Origin of the sequence: uncultured Aquitalea sp., from assembly GCF_945957525.1 — a bacterium.
In the GTDB taxonomy this organism is placed as follows: Bacteria; Pseudomonadota; Gammaproteobacteria; order Burkholderiales; family Chromobacteriaceae; genus Aquitalea.
This window is the reverse complement of the sequence record NZ_CAMFLA010000007.1, coordinates 12,206-26,269: the sequence shown is the minus strand read 5'-3', so window position 1 is coordinate 26,269 and position 14,064 is coordinate 12,206. Positions and strand designations below refer to the sequence as shown.

General features: G+C 63.7%; 12 protein-coding genes. 8 read left to right on the top strand and 4 right to left on the bottom strand.

What is annotated here, in order from left to right:
* Positions 1-185: 185 nt before the first annotated feature.
* A complete protein-coding gene (locus Q0P52_RS08140) occupies positions 186-1,658 on the top strand; it encodes a DEAD/DEAH box helicase (protein ID WP_293760429.1) in 1,473 nt (490 codons plus the stop codon).
* A gap of 167 nt (positions 1,659-1,825) precedes the next feature.
* Positions 1,826-2,626 (top strand): transporter substrate-binding domain-containing protein, encoded by an 801-nt coding sequence (locus Q0P52_RS08135; protein ID WP_293760426.1) that lies wholly within the window; start codon positions 1,826-1,828, stop codon positions 2,624-2,626.
* On the opposite strand, the gene Q0P52_RS08130 is transcribed toward Q0P52_RS08135, so the two are convergent.
* Entirely contained in the window at positions 2,592-3,218 is a 627-nt protein-coding gene (locus Q0P52_RS08130; RefSeq protein ID WP_293760423.1) for a TetR/AcrR family transcriptional regulator, read from the bottom strand. The two genes, Q0P52_RS08135 and Q0P52_RS08130, sit on opposite strands and share 35 nt — an antisense overlap.
* A 164-nt stretch (positions 3,219-3,382) precedes the next feature.
* Between Q0P52_RS08130 and Q0P52_RS08125 the strand changes: the two genes are divergently transcribed.
* From Q0P52_RS08125 to Q0P52_RS08105, 5 genes are all read left to right on the top strand, one after another.
* The gene (locus Q0P52_RS08125) at positions 3,383-4,285 is read left to right on the top strand and encodes a diguanylate cyclase (protein WP_293760421.1); all 903 of its coding nucleotides are present in this window, start codon (positions 3,383-3,385) and stop codon (positions 4,283-4,285) included.
* A gap of 41 nt (positions 4,286-4,326) precedes the next feature.
* Positions 4,327-5,166: a helix-turn-helix transcriptional regulator gene (locus Q0P52_RS08120; RefSeq protein WP_293813696.1), complete on the top strand. Its 840-nt coding sequence runs from the start codon at positions 4,327-4,329 to the stop codon at positions 5,164-5,166.
* 108 nt (positions 5,167-5,274) lie between these two features.
* Positions 5,275-5,820, top strand: a complete 546-nt coding sequence (locus tag Q0P52_RS08115; protein ID WP_293760416.1) for a YbhB/YbcL family Raf kinase inhibitor-like protein — start codon at positions 5,275-5,277, stop codon at positions 5,818-5,820.
* 71 nt (positions 5,821-5,891) lie between these two features.
* Positions 5,892-7,205 (top strand): hypothetical protein, encoded by a 1,314-nt coding sequence (locus tag Q0P52_RS08110; protein WP_293760413.1) that lies wholly within the window; start codon positions 5,892-5,894, stop codon positions 7,203-7,205.
* A gap of 411 nt (positions 7,206-7,616) precedes the next feature.
* A complete protein-coding gene (locus Q0P52_RS08105) occupies positions 7,617-9,503 on the top strand; it encodes a diguanylate cyclase (protein WP_293760410.1) in 1,887 nt (628 codons plus the stop codon).
* On the opposite strand, the gene Q0P52_RS08100 is transcribed toward Q0P52_RS08105, so the two are convergent.
* Entirely contained in the window at positions 9,485-10,462 is a 978-nt protein-coding gene (locus tag Q0P52_RS08100) for an FUSC family protein (protein WP_293760407.1), read from the bottom strand. The genes Q0P52_RS08105 and Q0P52_RS08100 overlap by 19 nt on opposite strands.
* A gap of 88 nt (positions 10,463-10,550) precedes the next feature.
* Here Q0P52_RS08100 and Q0P52_RS08095 point away from each other — a divergent pair, with 88 nt between their 5' ends.
* Entirely contained in the window at positions 10,551-11,270 is a 720-nt protein-coding gene (locus Q0P52_RS08095) for a 16S rRNA pseudouridine(516) synthase (RefSeq protein ID WP_293760404.1), read from the top strand.
* A gap of 27 nt (positions 11,271-11,297) precedes the next feature.
* Here Q0P52_RS08095 and Q0P52_RS08090 read toward each other — a convergent pair whose 3' ends face one another.
* Positions 11,298-11,642: a rhodanese-like domain-containing protein gene (locus tag Q0P52_RS08090; protein ID WP_293760401.1), complete on the bottom strand. Its 345-nt coding sequence runs from the start codon at positions 11,640-11,642 to the stop codon at positions 11,298-11,300.
* Positions 11,643-11,914: 272 nt separating this feature from the next.
* Positions 11,915-13,783, bottom strand: coding sequence for a sigma-54-dependent Fis family transcriptional regulator (locus Q0P52_RS08085; RefSeq protein ID WP_293760398.1), 1,869 nt, complete (start codon positions 13,781-13,783; stop codon positions 11,915-11,917).
* Between the last annotated feature and the right edge of the window lie 281 nt (positions 13,784-14,064).

The window sequence follows — 14,064 nt, the reverse complement described above, 5'->3', positions numbered from 1 at the left end:
AAGCGGTGAAGTGGGTAGGATGATTTCCCTGCAAACCGGTTTGACGGTAAACTTGCGGCCTTTCGCGTCCGCCAATCGGCGCAGAGTTGTCGCATCCAAGCGTAACATTCTACCTCTTTCCACCCCTTTTCCGTCTGCCTAGATTGGTGTCGCATGCTGCGATGGGCCGTCGCAGGAGTTGCAGTATGTCCGAAATCACCTTCGCCGACCTCGGTTTGGCCGATCCTTTGCTGCGTGCCGTGGCCGACACCGGCTACACCACGCCCACCCCTATCCAGGCACAGGCTATTCCGCAAGTGTTGCAGGGCGGCGACTTGCTGGCCGCCGCGCAAACCGGCACCGGCAAGACCGCCGGCTTCACGCTGCCGCTGCTGCAACTGCTGATGACGCAGCCGTCCCGTCAGGCCGGCCGCCCGCGCGCACTGGTGCTGACCCCTACTCGCGAACTGGCCGCCCAAGTGGAAGAGTCGGTGCGCGAGTACGGCAAGTATCTGAACTTGCGTTCGATGGTGATGTTTGGCGGTGTCGGCATCAACCCGCAGATTTCCGCGCTGCGCAAACCGGTGGATATTCTGGTGGCCACCCCGGGCCGCCTGCTTGACCACGTTTCGCAGCGCACGCTGGATTTGTCCGGCGTGGAAATCCTGGTGCTGGACGAGGCCGACCGCATGCTGGACATGGGCTTCATCCACGACATCCGCAAAGTGCTGGCCTTGCTGCCGGCCAAGCGGCAGAACCTGCTGTTCTCCGCCACTTTCTCCGACGAGATCAAGGCGCTGGCCGACAAACTGCTGGACCAGCCCAAGCTGGTGGAAGTGGCGCGTCGCAATACCACCAATGAACTGGTACAGCAGAAAGTGCATCTGGTGGATCGTGATCGCAAGACCGATCTGTTGATCCATCTGGTGCGCGAACACAACTGGTTCCAGGTGCTGGTGTTTACCCGCACCAAGCATGGCGCCAACCGTCTGGCTGAAAAGCTGGAAAAATCCGGTATTCCCGCTGCGGCGATCCACGGCAACAAGAGCCAGAACGCGCGTACCCGCGCTTTGGCCGACTTCAAGGACAACACGCTGCAAGTGCTGGTGGCCACCGATATCGCCGCGCGCGGTCTGGATATCGACCAGTTGCCGCACGTCGTGAATTTCGAGTTGCCCAATGTGCCGGAAGACTATGTGCACCGCATCGGCCGTACCGGCCGCGCAGGTTGCACCGGCGAAGCCATTTCGCTGGTGTGCGTGGATGAATTCAGCTTCCTGCGCGACATCGAAAAGCTCACCCGCCAGAGCATCGAACGTTTCACCGTGCCGGGCTTCGAGGCCGATCTGTCCGTGAAGCCGGAACCCATCCCCATGGGCGGCAACAGCGGCCGCGGTCGCGGGCAAGGCCAGGGGCAAGGTCGTCGTCAGGGTCAGCCGGGCAAGCCGCGCCACGAACAGCAAGCCAAGCCCACCGGCCATGGTCATCGCCAGCCGCAAGGCCAGGGCCAGCAAGCACGTCAGGGCGAAGCGCGCAAGCCCCAGTCCGGACAGCCGCGCCAGGGTCAGTCGCAAGGGCAGCCGGCGCGCCAGCCTTCGGCCAACCCCGGTCAGGGCAATCGCGGCCGGCAGCAGCCGCGCCAGCAAAGCGCGGCCCTGTTCTCGCCGCCCAAGCGCTGAGCCATATTCGCCGCGCCTCATTGAATGAGGGCGCTTCGCTTCGTATGCTGAAGGTTGAGATTGCCGACTGACCATCCATTCAGGCATGGCGAACGAGCGACAATCCGATGCGGGTGCCTGTGGGACGGAGTGTCGTTCTTCAATGCAACCTAAAGAGGTGTGGCGACATGCGATGTGCGATCCTGTCGCGGGCCGGCGCTTTGCGCGCCGGGCTGCTGCTGTGCTGCGTTTTGTGCCGGGTTGGCCCGGCGCAGGGCGCGAAAGCGCCGCTCGACATCGTGCTGAGCAACCAGGAATGGCCTCCTTACATGGGCGAGGCCTTGCCTTATCAGGGCATCCTGAGCCGACTGGTGCAGGAGGCCTTCGCCCGCGGCGGCGTCCGGGTGCACTACCGTTTCTACCCCAATAATCGCACCCTCAGTCTGGCCCGCAGCGGCGCTGTTGATGGCAGCCTGGGCTGGGCGCCGAATGAAGATCGCAAGAAAGACCTGCTCTACACCCGCCCGGTGCTGTCGGCGCGTATGGTGTTTTTCCAGCATGCCGGGCCGACGATCCGTTGGCGCGCGCTGGAGGAGCTGTCATCCTTCCGCATCGGCGTCACGCTGGGCAATTACTACGGCGCCGAATTCGATCAGCTGACGCAAAGCGGCAAACTCAAGGCCGAGTCAGTGGGCGACGACATCAGCAATCTGCGCAAAGTGTTGGCCAAGCGCATCGACCTGTTTCCCATCGATGAAGAGGTGGGCAATTACCTGATCCAGCAGAACTTCACATCACACGAAGCAAGCCAGTTTGCCGTCAGCGGCCTGCCGTTCTGGTCGGCGCCCTTGCATGTGGTGATCTGGCGCCGCCATCCGCGCGCGCCGGAACTGGTGGCCCGTTTCAACCAGGGGCTGCGCGAGCTGCAGGACGACGGCGAGTTTGACCGTCTGCTTACCCAGACGCGGACGGCCTGCTTGGCTCGCTAAGGCGCGCTCCAGCCGGTTTCTCTTCTTCCAGCCATGCCATGGCCTCCCGCAGCAGGCGGTGCGAGAGCGCGTCGTCATTGACCGCGCGCGACAACACCATCGCGCCCACCATCAGCGCCAATTGCGCCGCCGGCGGCGGCTGCGATGCGCCATTCCCGGCATCCGCCTCGGCGCAGCTTTCCAACAGATCAAGCCAGCGGCCCAGCCCGTCGGTGAAGGCGTGCCGCGCTTGCGGCGAATGGCGGCTCAGCTCGCCCGCCAGCGCCGCCGCCACACAGCCGGTGTCGGGGAAGTCGCGGTGGGATTCGCTCAGATAGGCTTCGGCAATGGCCTGGCAGCGGTAGCCGGGCTCCGCTGTCGCCGCCAATTGCCGCCACTGCTCCGCCTGCTCTTGCATGGCTTGGCGGCAGGCTTCGGCAATCAGGCTTTCTTTGTCGCGAAAGTGGCAATAAAACCCGCCGTGAGTCAGGCCCAGATCGGCCATCAGATTGGCGATGCCGACGCTGTCCAGGCCTTCGGCGCGGAAGCGCAATCCGGCCATGTCCAGCATGCGTTGGCGGATGGCTGCTTTGTGTTCCGGTTGATAGCGCATGAGGTGCTCATGATGTTTGTCAGACAGTTATCAAATGATAGGCATCATTTAAATAAACACCAAAGGAATCAGTGAGATAAAAAATTGACTAGGCGCTTTCTGATCTTGCGCCGTCAACAGGGTTTTTGTATCACTAAGGAGGGGAAAGACGAACGGGCAGGGGTATGGCGTTAAAACAGAGAGAATTCCGCCAAATCGTGGAGAATGCGCACGATGCCATCGTAGTGACCGAGGCCGGCTCTTTGGATGAGCCGGGCCCGGTGGTGGTGTATTGCAACAAGGCTTTTATTGAATTGTCGGGTTACAGCGAGGCGGAAATACTGGGCAAATCACCCCGCATGCTGCAAGGTGAGCTGACCGACCGCGAACAGCTGGACAAGATACGCGAGGCCTTGTCCCGCGGTGAAGCCGTCCGGGCTCAGCTGCTCAACTACAACAAAGCCGGCGAGCGCTACTGGGTGGATATGAGCATCCGACCCATTTATGGGGAGAGCGGCACCATCACCCATTTTGTCGCTATCGAGCGCGACATCACCCAGTGGCACCAACAGCAGGATCTCCTGTACCGCATGGCGGTGACGGATGAGCTGACCGGGCTCTTCAACCGGCGCATGTTCTTCGAGGTGGGCGCCAAATACCTGCAATTGGCCATTCGCCACGGCAAGCCCTTGAGCGTGGTGATGATGGATCTGGATCATTTCAAGCGCGTCAACGACAGGCATGGCCACCAGACCGGCGATATCGTGCTGAGATTGATCGGCCAGGTATTGATGGCCTCTGTGCGGGAAAGCGATGTGGTGGCGCGGCTGGGCGGCGAGGAGTTCGGACTGTTGTTGCCGGAAACGCGGCGCGAAGAGGCCATGCCGGTGGTACAGCGCATCCAGCAATCCCTTGCCGCCGCGCTTCGCCAGTCCGACCTGCCGGCGGACGCGTGCATCACCATGAGCGTGGGGGTTACCCTGTCTTCCAGCAACGATGAAGTGCTGGACAGCGTGATGCTGCGTGCCGATCGCGCCATGTACGCCGCCAAGCAGAATGGCCGCAATCGCATTGAAGTGATGATCTGACGCCGCTTGCCAAAGCGCCTGCCGCGCGGTGCAATGCAGGGATGCGCACCTTGATCCCCGTACTGAACTCCCCCATGGCCACTTATCACGCCCGCTCCTGCCAGCGCATGGCGCGGGTGCCTGTCTGGCAGGCCCAGCTGGTGGCGGTGCTGGAAGGCCGCAAGGAGGTCCGCACCGAATACGCCGTGCATCAGGCTGAAGCCGGTCAATGGCTGGTGCTGCCGGCCGGCGGCGAGGTGGAGGTGGTCAATCTGCCGGACCCGGTCAGCGGCCGCTATCTGGCGTTCACGCTCAGCCAGGACCGGCAATGGCTTACCCGTTTTCACCGCGCCTTCGGCCAACTGGTCGCGGCGGCGGCGCAATCCGCCCCGGTATTCACGCCCTCGGATGACAGTCGCGTCGCGCTGGAGCGTTTGATGGCTGCGCTGACGGCGCCGCTCGAGGGGCTGGATCTGGCCATCGCCGAGCACAGTTGGCAGGGCCTGATGCTGGCCTTGCTGCGCCAGGGTCAGGCCGGCGCCTTGCTGACTCTGCCGGCGGAGGGCGTGGCCCTGCGGCTGCAGGCCATGTTCCAGTTTGAGCCAGGCCGCGGCTGGACACTGGAAGACGCGGCGACAAGACTGGCGCTCAGCCAGGCTACCTTGCGCAGAAGGTTGGCCGAAGAGGGCAAGAGTTTCAGTCAGATTCTCACCGATACCCGCTTGGGGCTGGCGCTGGGACAAGTGATGACCGGACGCGAGCGGCTGACAGACATCGCCCTTGCCTGCGGCTATCAATCCCCCTCGCGCTTCGCCGAAGCTTTCCGCCGCCGTTTCGGCGTTTTGCCCAGCGCGCTGCGCGCCAGTCAGGGGCTGACGGACACTGTTTCTGCGCCATCTTGAGCGCTGCGGGCGAAAGATTGAGCGCTGGCGGCGAGCCGGTGTTTTCGCGCCGGCGCAAACTGCTTGCGTAGGGCATGCGCCGCATGCCGCCATTCAGGGAGTCGCCTCATGCGCAATATCATGTCTACCCTTGCCGTCGCCGCGCTTGGCCTTGCGCCATTGGCGCAGGCGTTCGAACTCAGTAGCCCCGATTTCAAACCGGGTCAGGCTTTGTCAAAAGCACAGGAATTCAACAGTTTCGGTTGCCAGGGCGGCAACCTCTCGCCCGCCCTCAACTGGAGCGCTCCGCCTGCCGGCACCAAGAGCCTCGCGCTTACTGTTTATGATCCGGACGCGCCCACCGGCAGCGGTTGGTGGCACTGGGTGGTGTTCAATCTGCCTGCCAGCGCGCGCGGCCTGCCGGGCGGGATAGGCCACGGCGCCAGTCTGCCGGCCGGGGCTGTGCAAAGTCGTACCGATTACGGTCAGCCCGGTTTCGGCGGCGCTTGTCCGCCGCAGGGCGACAAGCCGCATCGCTACATTTTCACAGTGCATGCGCTGAAGACCGACAAGCTGGAACTGGGGCCCGACGCCATGCCGGCGCTGGTGGGCTTCATGCTGCAGGCCAACGAACTGGGTCGCGCCACGCTGACGGGTTATTACGGCCGCCCCTGACGCCGCCGGCTTGACATTGGCAAGCAGTGGCGCAACATGACGGACATTTCGCATATTTCAGGATGCCCGGCATGTCCCGACTTACCACCTTCGTTGCGCCGCAACCAGACGTCGCCCTGATGCGACGTCTGGTGCCGGTCAACCGCTGGCTCAATCTGCACGGCTTGCCCCTGCTGCGCGATTTGCCGTGGTTCGGACGCTTGCCCGGCTTCTCCGGACTGACGGACATCCGGCGCTGGCATGTGTCGGCCGAAGACGAGGCCAGATTGCGCCAGACCGTCCGGCCCGAGCATGTCTGCTTCATCGGCCCCAACCATCCGGAATTTTTCACCGACTGGATGATAGACAAGGAGCTGTCCGCGCGTTTTGCCCCGCGCATGGCCAGTTGGGCCACGCATACCGTGGTCAATGGCATGGGAGCGCGCATGCAGCGGTTCTGGTTGCGCAACAACCTCATTGCGCAGATTCCGGGCGAAGGCGGCCAGCATGCCAAGCGGCATTCGGTGGATTGGGCGCGGCAAGGACATGCAGTGCTGCTGCATCCCGAAGGCGCGGTGGGCTGGCATGCGGACTGGATTGCGCCCTTGTTCACCGGCATTGCCGAACTGGCGATGGCGGCATACCGGGAAGAACAGGCAAGCGGCGGCGGCAAGCCGGTGTATATCCAGCCGGTATTGTGGAAGTTGCGCTTCTGCCGCGATGCCGAGCGCGCCGTGCGCAAGGAGCTGCTGTGGACCGCGCGTCGTTTGAACCTGTCGGTAACGCAGGATGCGGCTTTGCCGGAACAATGGTTCGAATTGCAAAGCGGCGTATTGGAGCGCGAGGCCGACAAGCTGGGTCTGCCTGTGCCGTCGCGCCGGCAACACAGCTATTTCGCGCGCCGCGAGTCCTTGATGCGGGGCATTGCCGCCCGGCTGGACGCGCTCTGTCCGCAAATGGATGCGGCCCTGCCCCTGCCCAGACGCTGGAGCCGCGCCCTGCGCGAGAGCGGTCAGGAGAGCCTGGCGCTGGCCGGCAAACCGCTGCTGGCCGCTTGGGAGCGGTTGACCCGCATACCGCCGGAGGCTTACGACAAGCCTTTGATCGCGCTGGAACATATCGCAGAGTCGGTCAAACGCGTACGGCAGGACTATTGCAAAGGCCGTTTGCGCGACACGCTCAATGCTTTCATTCCGCGTCCCGCCGCCGCGCGCGATCTTTACTTGCGGGTACCGGCTCCGGTCGACATCGGTCAATGGTTGGCCGAAGGCCATGCGGCAGAGCCGGCCGGCTTGGCCGAGCACTTGCGCGGACTGATGCAGGCCGAGCTGGATGCGCTGCTGTCGCGCTTGCATGCCGAGCAGCCTTACTGGCGATTGAGCAACCCTTTGTATAGTCAGACTTAGCCTGCGCGGTTTTCACTGATCCCTCTGTCGCCGCGCCGTGTCCGGCAGCTTGTCGAAGCTTGCCGTGGCGGCGATATCCTGCCCGCCCCCTCCCTGTATTCGCCATGCAACACACAACATGGTTTCGCGCTGCTGATACAGCGCGGGCATGGCGCTATTCCAATTGTATATATATTCTTTTCGCCCATGACAGACAGTGCCGGGTGAGGGCGGGACTGGTACGTCAGCGCTGCCAATCATACCTTTTAGGCCTTGCTCCTCGCGCCAATCGTACTGATGTACGGCCCGCGCCAGCGCACGACAGGGTTTGCCAACAGGGTGTTGACGGCTGCTTTTCACCGAGACCGGGGGGCTCTGCGGGTGTCGACATTTCCTTTTGCCTGGCGGCCATGGTTGCACGGACGAGTCCGGGTGCTGATTATCGGCCTGGGCGTCTGGCTGGCGCTGATCGTTTCTGCCGCCATGCCGCAACTGGCGGGTCTGGGCCAGTTGGTGATGCCGGTCTGGCTGCATGTCGGCCTGGGCCTGGCAGTGGCCATGCGCTGGGGCTGGCGTGTGTGGCCGGGTTTGCTGCTTGGAGCGGCGCTTGCTTATGCGCACGGATTGTCACTGCCCCTGACCGATGCGCTGGGCTTGTCTTTTGGCGACACCGTCGCCGCGCTGGCGGCAGCGGCCCTCATGCGTCGTCGCGGGGGCGGCGTTCTGCCTTTTTTCCGTCTGTCGCGCGTTTTGCTGTTTCTCTGTGTTGGCGCGCTGGGCCTCAGCATGGCCACGGCCGGCTGGCATCTACTGTGGTGGTCATACCGGTTGCAAAGCGGCTTTCTTGAAGGGTTTCCCTATTTCATGGCCTGCGGCATGGCGGCGTTGACCGGGGTGCTGATGGCAACGCCCGCCAGCTTGTATTTGATTGTGGCCGAGCCTTCGACGCTGGTGCGCCCATTGGCTGGGCGCTGGGAAACCGCCTTGATGGCGGTGATGGTCACGGTATTGGCGGTGGCGCAGTTTCTGCTGACCGACAGCCGTTACGGTTTCATGGCCGCCTTACCCTCGCTGTTTATCATTCCGTTGCTGTGGATGGCGGTGCGCAGTCGTTTGTCGCACGCTTACTGGCTGTCCAGCCTGATTGCGCTGCTGGCGTTTGCCGGCGTGGCCATGCGCAACGATGGCTATTACATCGATGTGGGCAATAGCGGCGTGGCGGCCGCCAGCATGATGCTGCTGGTGCAATCGGTCAGCCTGCTGGTGTTTGGGGCGCTGGTGGCTGAGCGCAGGTTTGCCGAAGACTGGCTGCGCCGCGCAAACCATCAGCTGGAAAACAAAGTGGCGGAGCGGACCCGCCAATTGGCGGAAAGCGAGGCGCGGCTGCAATTGATGGCCGACGCGGCGCCGTTTCCCATGGTGATGAACCGTTTGGACGGCGGCGAACTGATCTACGCCAACGCACAAGCGGAAAGCCTGTTCCGGCATCAGCTGAGCGGGGTGGAGGCGCGGCGCGTGCAGGACTTTTACATGAATCCGGCCGACCGCGAAGCAGTGACCGCCATGCTGCGCGGCGAAGGAGTGGTGCGCGACCATGAAGTGCGCTTGCGCACCCGTGACGGCGACGGTTTCTGGGCGTTGATTTCCTGCTCTGTCATCCATAGCGACGGCGAGTTGCTCGTCATCAGCGGCGTCAACGACATCAGCGAGCGCAAGCGGCTGGAAAGCAGCCTGCGTGCCGCCAATCAGGCGCTGCAGTCGCATGTGACGGAAATCGAAGGCTTGCAGGCCGGCCTGCGCGAGCAATTGCGCCGCGATCAGCTTACCGGCCTGTTCAACCGGCGCTATCTGGACGAAACCCTGCCGCGCTTGCTGGCGCATTCGCTGGCCTTGCAGCGCCCTGTGGCGGTGATGATGGTGGATGCGGATCATTTCAAGCGCATCAACGACAATTACGGCCACCAGTGCGGCGATGCCGTGCTGGGCGCGCTGGGGGCCTATTTGCGGGATCACTTCCGCAGCGGCGACCTGGTGTGCCGTTATGGCGGGGAGGAATTTTGCATCCTGATGCCGGGCATCGAACTGGAGGCCGCCGCCGCCAAGGCGCAGCAACTGTGCGATGCGGTAAGGGAGCTGCCCATCGTTACCATGGAGCAGACACTGACGGTAACCCTGTCCATCGGCCTTGCCGTTGCTCCGCTGCACGGCGAGGATACGGAAAGCCTGGTGCACGCCGCCGACCAAGCGCTTTACGCCGCCAAACAGTCAGGGCGCGATCGCGTGTGCGTCGCGCTCAGGCATCAGCGCGCCTTGTCCTGAGCCGCGTCTTCCATGCGGCGCTCCAGCCGCCAGGCAAGCGCCATCAGCAGCAAGCCCACCAGCACCGTATCGGCCAACCTTTCCAGCGAGCCGGCCCGTATCAGCGTTTCAGGCATCACGGACAGCACTACGAAAGTCAGCCCGCTGATGAAGCCGCGAAAGCTGCGTTGCATCTTTATCAGGGCATAGCTCATGCCCAGGCACAGGGTCAGCAGGTGCCAGGCGGGCGGTAGTTGGCACCATGCCAGCAAGAGAGCCAGTGCGGCGCCGATCAAGGTGCCGATGACACGCTCGCGCACCAGCCAGCGCATGCGGCTGGGCGAGGGATCAAGCAGGCCGGCCACAATGATGGGCAGCCACCAAGTGTGCGGCAATTTCAGTTGGACGGCCGCCAGCCAGGCCAGACAGACGCCGGCAAGCAAGTGGCGCGCATAGCGCAGGCTGTCATCTTTGGCTGCGCCGGGCAACACGCGTTGCCAGCCTGCCAGCGCGTGCCTGCCAATCAGAATGCCGTACAGCACTCCGGCCATCATCAGTCCGGCATGTTGCCAGTAAGGCAGAGCCAGCGGCGGCATCATATTGCCCAGCAACAGGCTGTATACCCAGAATTGAGCGCCTTTGTGCAGGCCGATGCGCGACAGACGCCCCATGGTCCACAAGGCCCAGACCAGCAGCGGCAGCGCGAGCCAGACATGCGGCGCGGACAATTGTCCCAGCATGTGCATGGCGGGCAGGCCCAGCAGGGAGGCGGTTTCCAGCCGCGAGGCCAGCAGCCGGATCAACAGCCCGTAAGCGGCGCTCAGGGTCAGCGGAAAGATCCAGTCTGCGGGCAGGCCGGCCAGGGCGATGAGCACGGCCGGCAAGAACAGCAGACCGCTGGCGGCGGTGGCGCGCGCCAGCCGAGCGCGCTCGCGATGCAGCGCGGCCAGCCCTTGCAGGGCGCGACGGGAATAGCTCATGAGGCGGGGCGTGCGGAAAGTGGAGTCATGTCTTACAGACTAGCCAAGCCGGGGCAAGGTTGCAGGCATGCGTGCTACCATGCCGGGCATGGAACTCTACAGATTTTTGCAGCAACAGGGCTTTGGCAGCCGCAAGGAATGCCGGCAGCTGGTGGAATATGGCCTGGTGGAAATCGACGGCGAGCCGGCGGAAGATTACCGCCAGCCGGTGGCGATTGCCGACATCGGCGAGCTGGTGGTGGACGGCGAGCCCTGGACGCCGCTGACCGGCCATGTCTATCTGATGCTGAACAAGCCGGATGGCTACGAGACTTCGCACAAGCCCATGCACAACCCCAGCGTCTATAGCCTGTTGCCGTGGCAATTCGGCAATCTGGGCGTTTCGGCCGTGGGCCGGCTGGATGTGGATACCACGGGCCTGCTGCTGTTCACCACCGACGGGCAGTTTGTGCACGCGCTCACCTCGCCCAAGCGGCATGTGCCCAAATGCTATGAAGTCACGCTCAAGCATCCGGTGACCGACGACTTGGTGAAACATTTGCTGGCCGGGGTGTTTCTCAAGGACGACAACGAAAAGGTGGCGGCAGACAGCGTGGCGGTGGTGGATGAAATCACTATCCACATGACCATCACCCAGGGCAAATACCATCAGGTAAAACGCATGCTGGCGGCAGCCGGCAATCGCGTGATGGAGCTGCACCGTCTGTCGATGGGGGCCTTGAGCCTGGAGGCGCTGGACGAGGGTCAGTGGCGCTTCTTGAGCGAGACGGAGCTGCAGGCTTTCGGTTTCGGCGCAAAGCCGGAGTGAGCCGGCGACGGGATGTCGCCGGAGTGGTTACAGCATGACAGGCAAACGGCCGGCCGCTTCCGCCATGCCGCCCAGGCACTCCACCTGTTGATAACCCATGCGCCGCAGCGTGGCGGTGGCTTCGGATGCCGCCGCGCCGGTGCGACAGTACACCATCAGCGGCAGCGCCTTGTCCGGGATAAGCATTTCCACCTGCTCCACCAGCAAGGCCAGGGGCAAGGGGCGCGCGCCGGGCAGGTGATCCTGCTGGAACTGCTCCGGCGAGCCGACGTCCAGCAGCACTTTGCCGCGGCCAACGGACGGGCTGTTCAGGTTCTGTGCGAATCGTGCGGCGGTGACGCCGCCAAGCAGGGCGCCAAACAGGTGTTGCATGTGATATCCGGGGTCTTGTTCATACAGGCGGGCGACAAAGCGGCATTGCCGCATTCGTCCTTGTTAGCCTGATGAGTGTGGCATGGCCATTACGACCCGGGCATCAGTGCAACTACCTAGACAGTTGCGTCAAAACGTAAATAAACGTGAGTCTCCCGCCCAGTCAGGCATGACGCCGCCGGCAATGCGTGTTGCGCCAGCGTTGAGCCTTGTCGCTCTCATTCTTCTGCGGTCTGCGTCGCCGCCCGCCTCGGACGTGCTGTCCGTTGCGCTTATCCCTGCTTCAGACGGCGATAAAACGTACTGCGGCTGATGCCCATGGCCCGCGCCGCCGCGCTGGCGTTGCCACCGAACCGTTTGAGCATGGTTTCCAGTTGCGAGGGCGCGGCGTGTGTTGCCGGCGTTGTCTGTGAGCTCATGTCGTCCCGCAGGCTGGGCGGCAAGTGGTCCAGCGTCAGTTCCGTGTGGTCGTCTACCAGCGCCAACAGGGTGGTGAGCAGATTGGCCAGCTGTCGCACATTGCCCGGCCAGGCATAGCGGCGAAACGCGGTGGCCAGTGCCGCCGACAGGCGAATACCGCGCCGCGCGCCGCCGCCGGCGTCCAGCAGGCGCTGGGCGATGACGGCCACGTCGCCGCGCTCCCGCAGTGCGGGCAAGCTCAGCGGGTAATGGCAGAGCCGGTAATAGAGATCGGCGCGGAAGCTGCCCTCCGCCACCATCGCCTGCAAATTTCGGTGCGTTGCGCACACCAGGCGGAAGTCCACCGCATGCGAAGCGCCGCCGCCCAGAGGAGTAACCACCTTGTCCTGCAGCACGCGCAACAGCCGCGCTTGCACGGTCAGGGGCATGTCGCCGATTTCGTCCAGAAACAGGATGCCGCCGTGCGCCTCGCGCAAACGACCGCGGCTGCCTTGCCGCCGCGCGCCGGTAAAGGCGCCTTCTTCGTAGCCGAACAGTTCCGCTTCCACCAGGCCTTCCGGCAGCGCGGCGCAGTTTACCGCCACCAGCGGCGCGGCTTGCCGGCTGCTGCCCTGATGCAGGCGGCGGGCAAACTGGTCCTTGCCGCTGCCGGTTTCACCCAGCAATAGCACGGGGATGTCCGCCTCCAGCAGTTTGATGGCAGTGGCGAGCAATTGCCCCGGCAGGCTTGCGTCGTCAAGGTTGGCCGAAGGGCTGGGCATTTGGGCGGGACGGGCCACAGCGCGCGCGGATTTCTCCGCCACCCGGACGACCGCCGGCGCGGGCGGCGTCTGCAAGCGGGCCGAGTACAGATTTTGTCCGGCTTGCAGCAGCGCGACCTGATTGCCTGAGCGGTGCAGCCAGTGTTCCAGGGTTTCGCCGAAGAGATCGGCAAAACGCATCCGGCCCACGGCGTCCCAGCCGGTTTTCAGCCAGGCCAGCGCTTGGCGGTTGGCGCCCAGCAGTTTTTCATCTTCATCAAAGGCCAGCCGCCCCGCGCGCGGGGTATTGAGCTGGGCGGGGTCGGCGTGCAGCCACAGGGTGCGGACATGCTGGGCCAGTTGATCAAACAGGCGTTGCTCGATCAGGCGGCTGGCGGCCTGTACCGCGAGCGCCTGCTGTTGGCCCAGTTTGCGCGGCATGCCGGATACGTCCAGCGCGCCCAGTGTCTGGCCGAAGGGGTCGAGGATAGGGCTGGCCACGCAGGACAGCAGCCGGTTGCGGTCCAGATAGTGTTCGCCGCCGCGTACCAGCGTACAGCCGCCCTGGCGCAAGGCAGTGCCGATGGCATTGGTGCCGCGCAGGTCTTCACTCCAGTCCATGCCCGGCGTCAGCGCCACCCGCTCGGCCTTGTCCAGAAACGCCGGGTGGCCCATTTCATCCAGGATGACGCCTTGCCGGTCGGCCACGATGACCACGTGGCCATCGTCCACCACGTTTTCGAACAGGGTGTCGATCAGCGGACGCGCGGTCTGCAGCCAGTCGGCATTGGCCTCCTTGCGTTGCGACAACTCGCCGGTGTCCATCCGGTCGCTGCGGATGCCGCTGGCGGGCAGGCCCAAGCCGCGACAACGCTGCCAGGACTGCAGGATGGATTCGGAAACGCTGCCCGACGGCAGCGACAGACCGTCGAAGAAGCGGCGGCGGGCTTCGGCGAGGGGGATCGCCTGAGGCTGTTCCATAGTGTCTCCCGGGTGTCCCGTCTGTCCTGACACAGCTGTGTCAGCGCGGGACAGTCATGCTTGTTTTTTCCCCTGATTATGGCGGGCTGGCGTGCGGCTGCAAGCAATTGTTTTTGCAAGAAAAATGCTGCAATGCAAAATGAATGTCGTTCAGGTGTTGATTACACAGGGATTGGCAATTGCTGCGCTGCATTGGCGGCAGCGGCTGGCACGCTCTGTGCACTGTTGCAATCAGCCCGCTCTGGGTCGGCATGACAACAAAACCATGATTGCTACAAAGG

Bases quoted from the DNA above. Each gene is read 5' to 3' on its own strand.
- Q0P52_RS08110 (WP_293760413.1), top strand. From the start codon at position 5,892: ATGTCCCGACTTACCACCTTCGTTGCGCCGCAACCAGACGTCGCCCTG.
- Q0P52_RS08120 (WP_293813696.1), top strand. From the start codon at position 4,327: ATGCGCACCTTGATCCCCGTACTGAACTCCCCCATGGCCACTTATCAC.
- Q0P52_RS08085 (WP_293760398.1), bottom strand. From the start codon at position 13,783: ATGGAACAGCCTCAGGCGATCCCCCTCGCCGAAGCCCGCCGCCGCTTC.
- Q0P52_RS08100 (WP_293760407.1), bottom strand. From the start codon at position 10,462: ATGAGCTATTCCCGTCGCGCCCTGCAAGGGCTGGCCGCGCTGCATCGC.
- Q0P52_RS08125 (WP_293760421.1), top strand. From the start codon at position 3,383: ATGGCGTTAAAACAGAGAGAATTCCGCCAAATCGTGGAGAATGCGCAC.
- Q0P52_RS08135 (WP_293760426.1), top strand. From the start codon at position 1,826: ATGCGATGTGCGATCCTGTCGCGGGCCGGCGCTTTGCGCGCCGGGCTG.
- Q0P52_RS08130 (WP_293760423.1), bottom strand. From the start codon at position 3,218: ATGCGCTATCAACCGGAACACAAAGCAGCCATCCGCCAACGCATGCTG.
- Q0P52_RS08095 (WP_293760404.1), top strand. From the start codon at position 10,551: ATGGAACTCTACAGATTTTTGCAGCAACAGGGCTTTGGCAGCCGCAAG.
- Q0P52_RS08140 (WP_293760429.1), top strand. From the start codon at position 186: ATGTCCGAAATCACCTTCGCCGACCTCGGTTTGGCCGATCCTTTGCTG.
- Q0P52_RS08115 (WP_293760416.1), top strand. From the start codon at position 5,275: ATGCGCAATATCATGTCTACCCTTGCCGTCGCCGCGCTTGGCCTTGCG.
- Q0P52_RS08090 (WP_293760401.1), bottom strand. From the start codon at position 11,642: ATGCAACACCTGTTTGGCGCCCTGCTTGGCGGCGTCACCGCCGCACGA.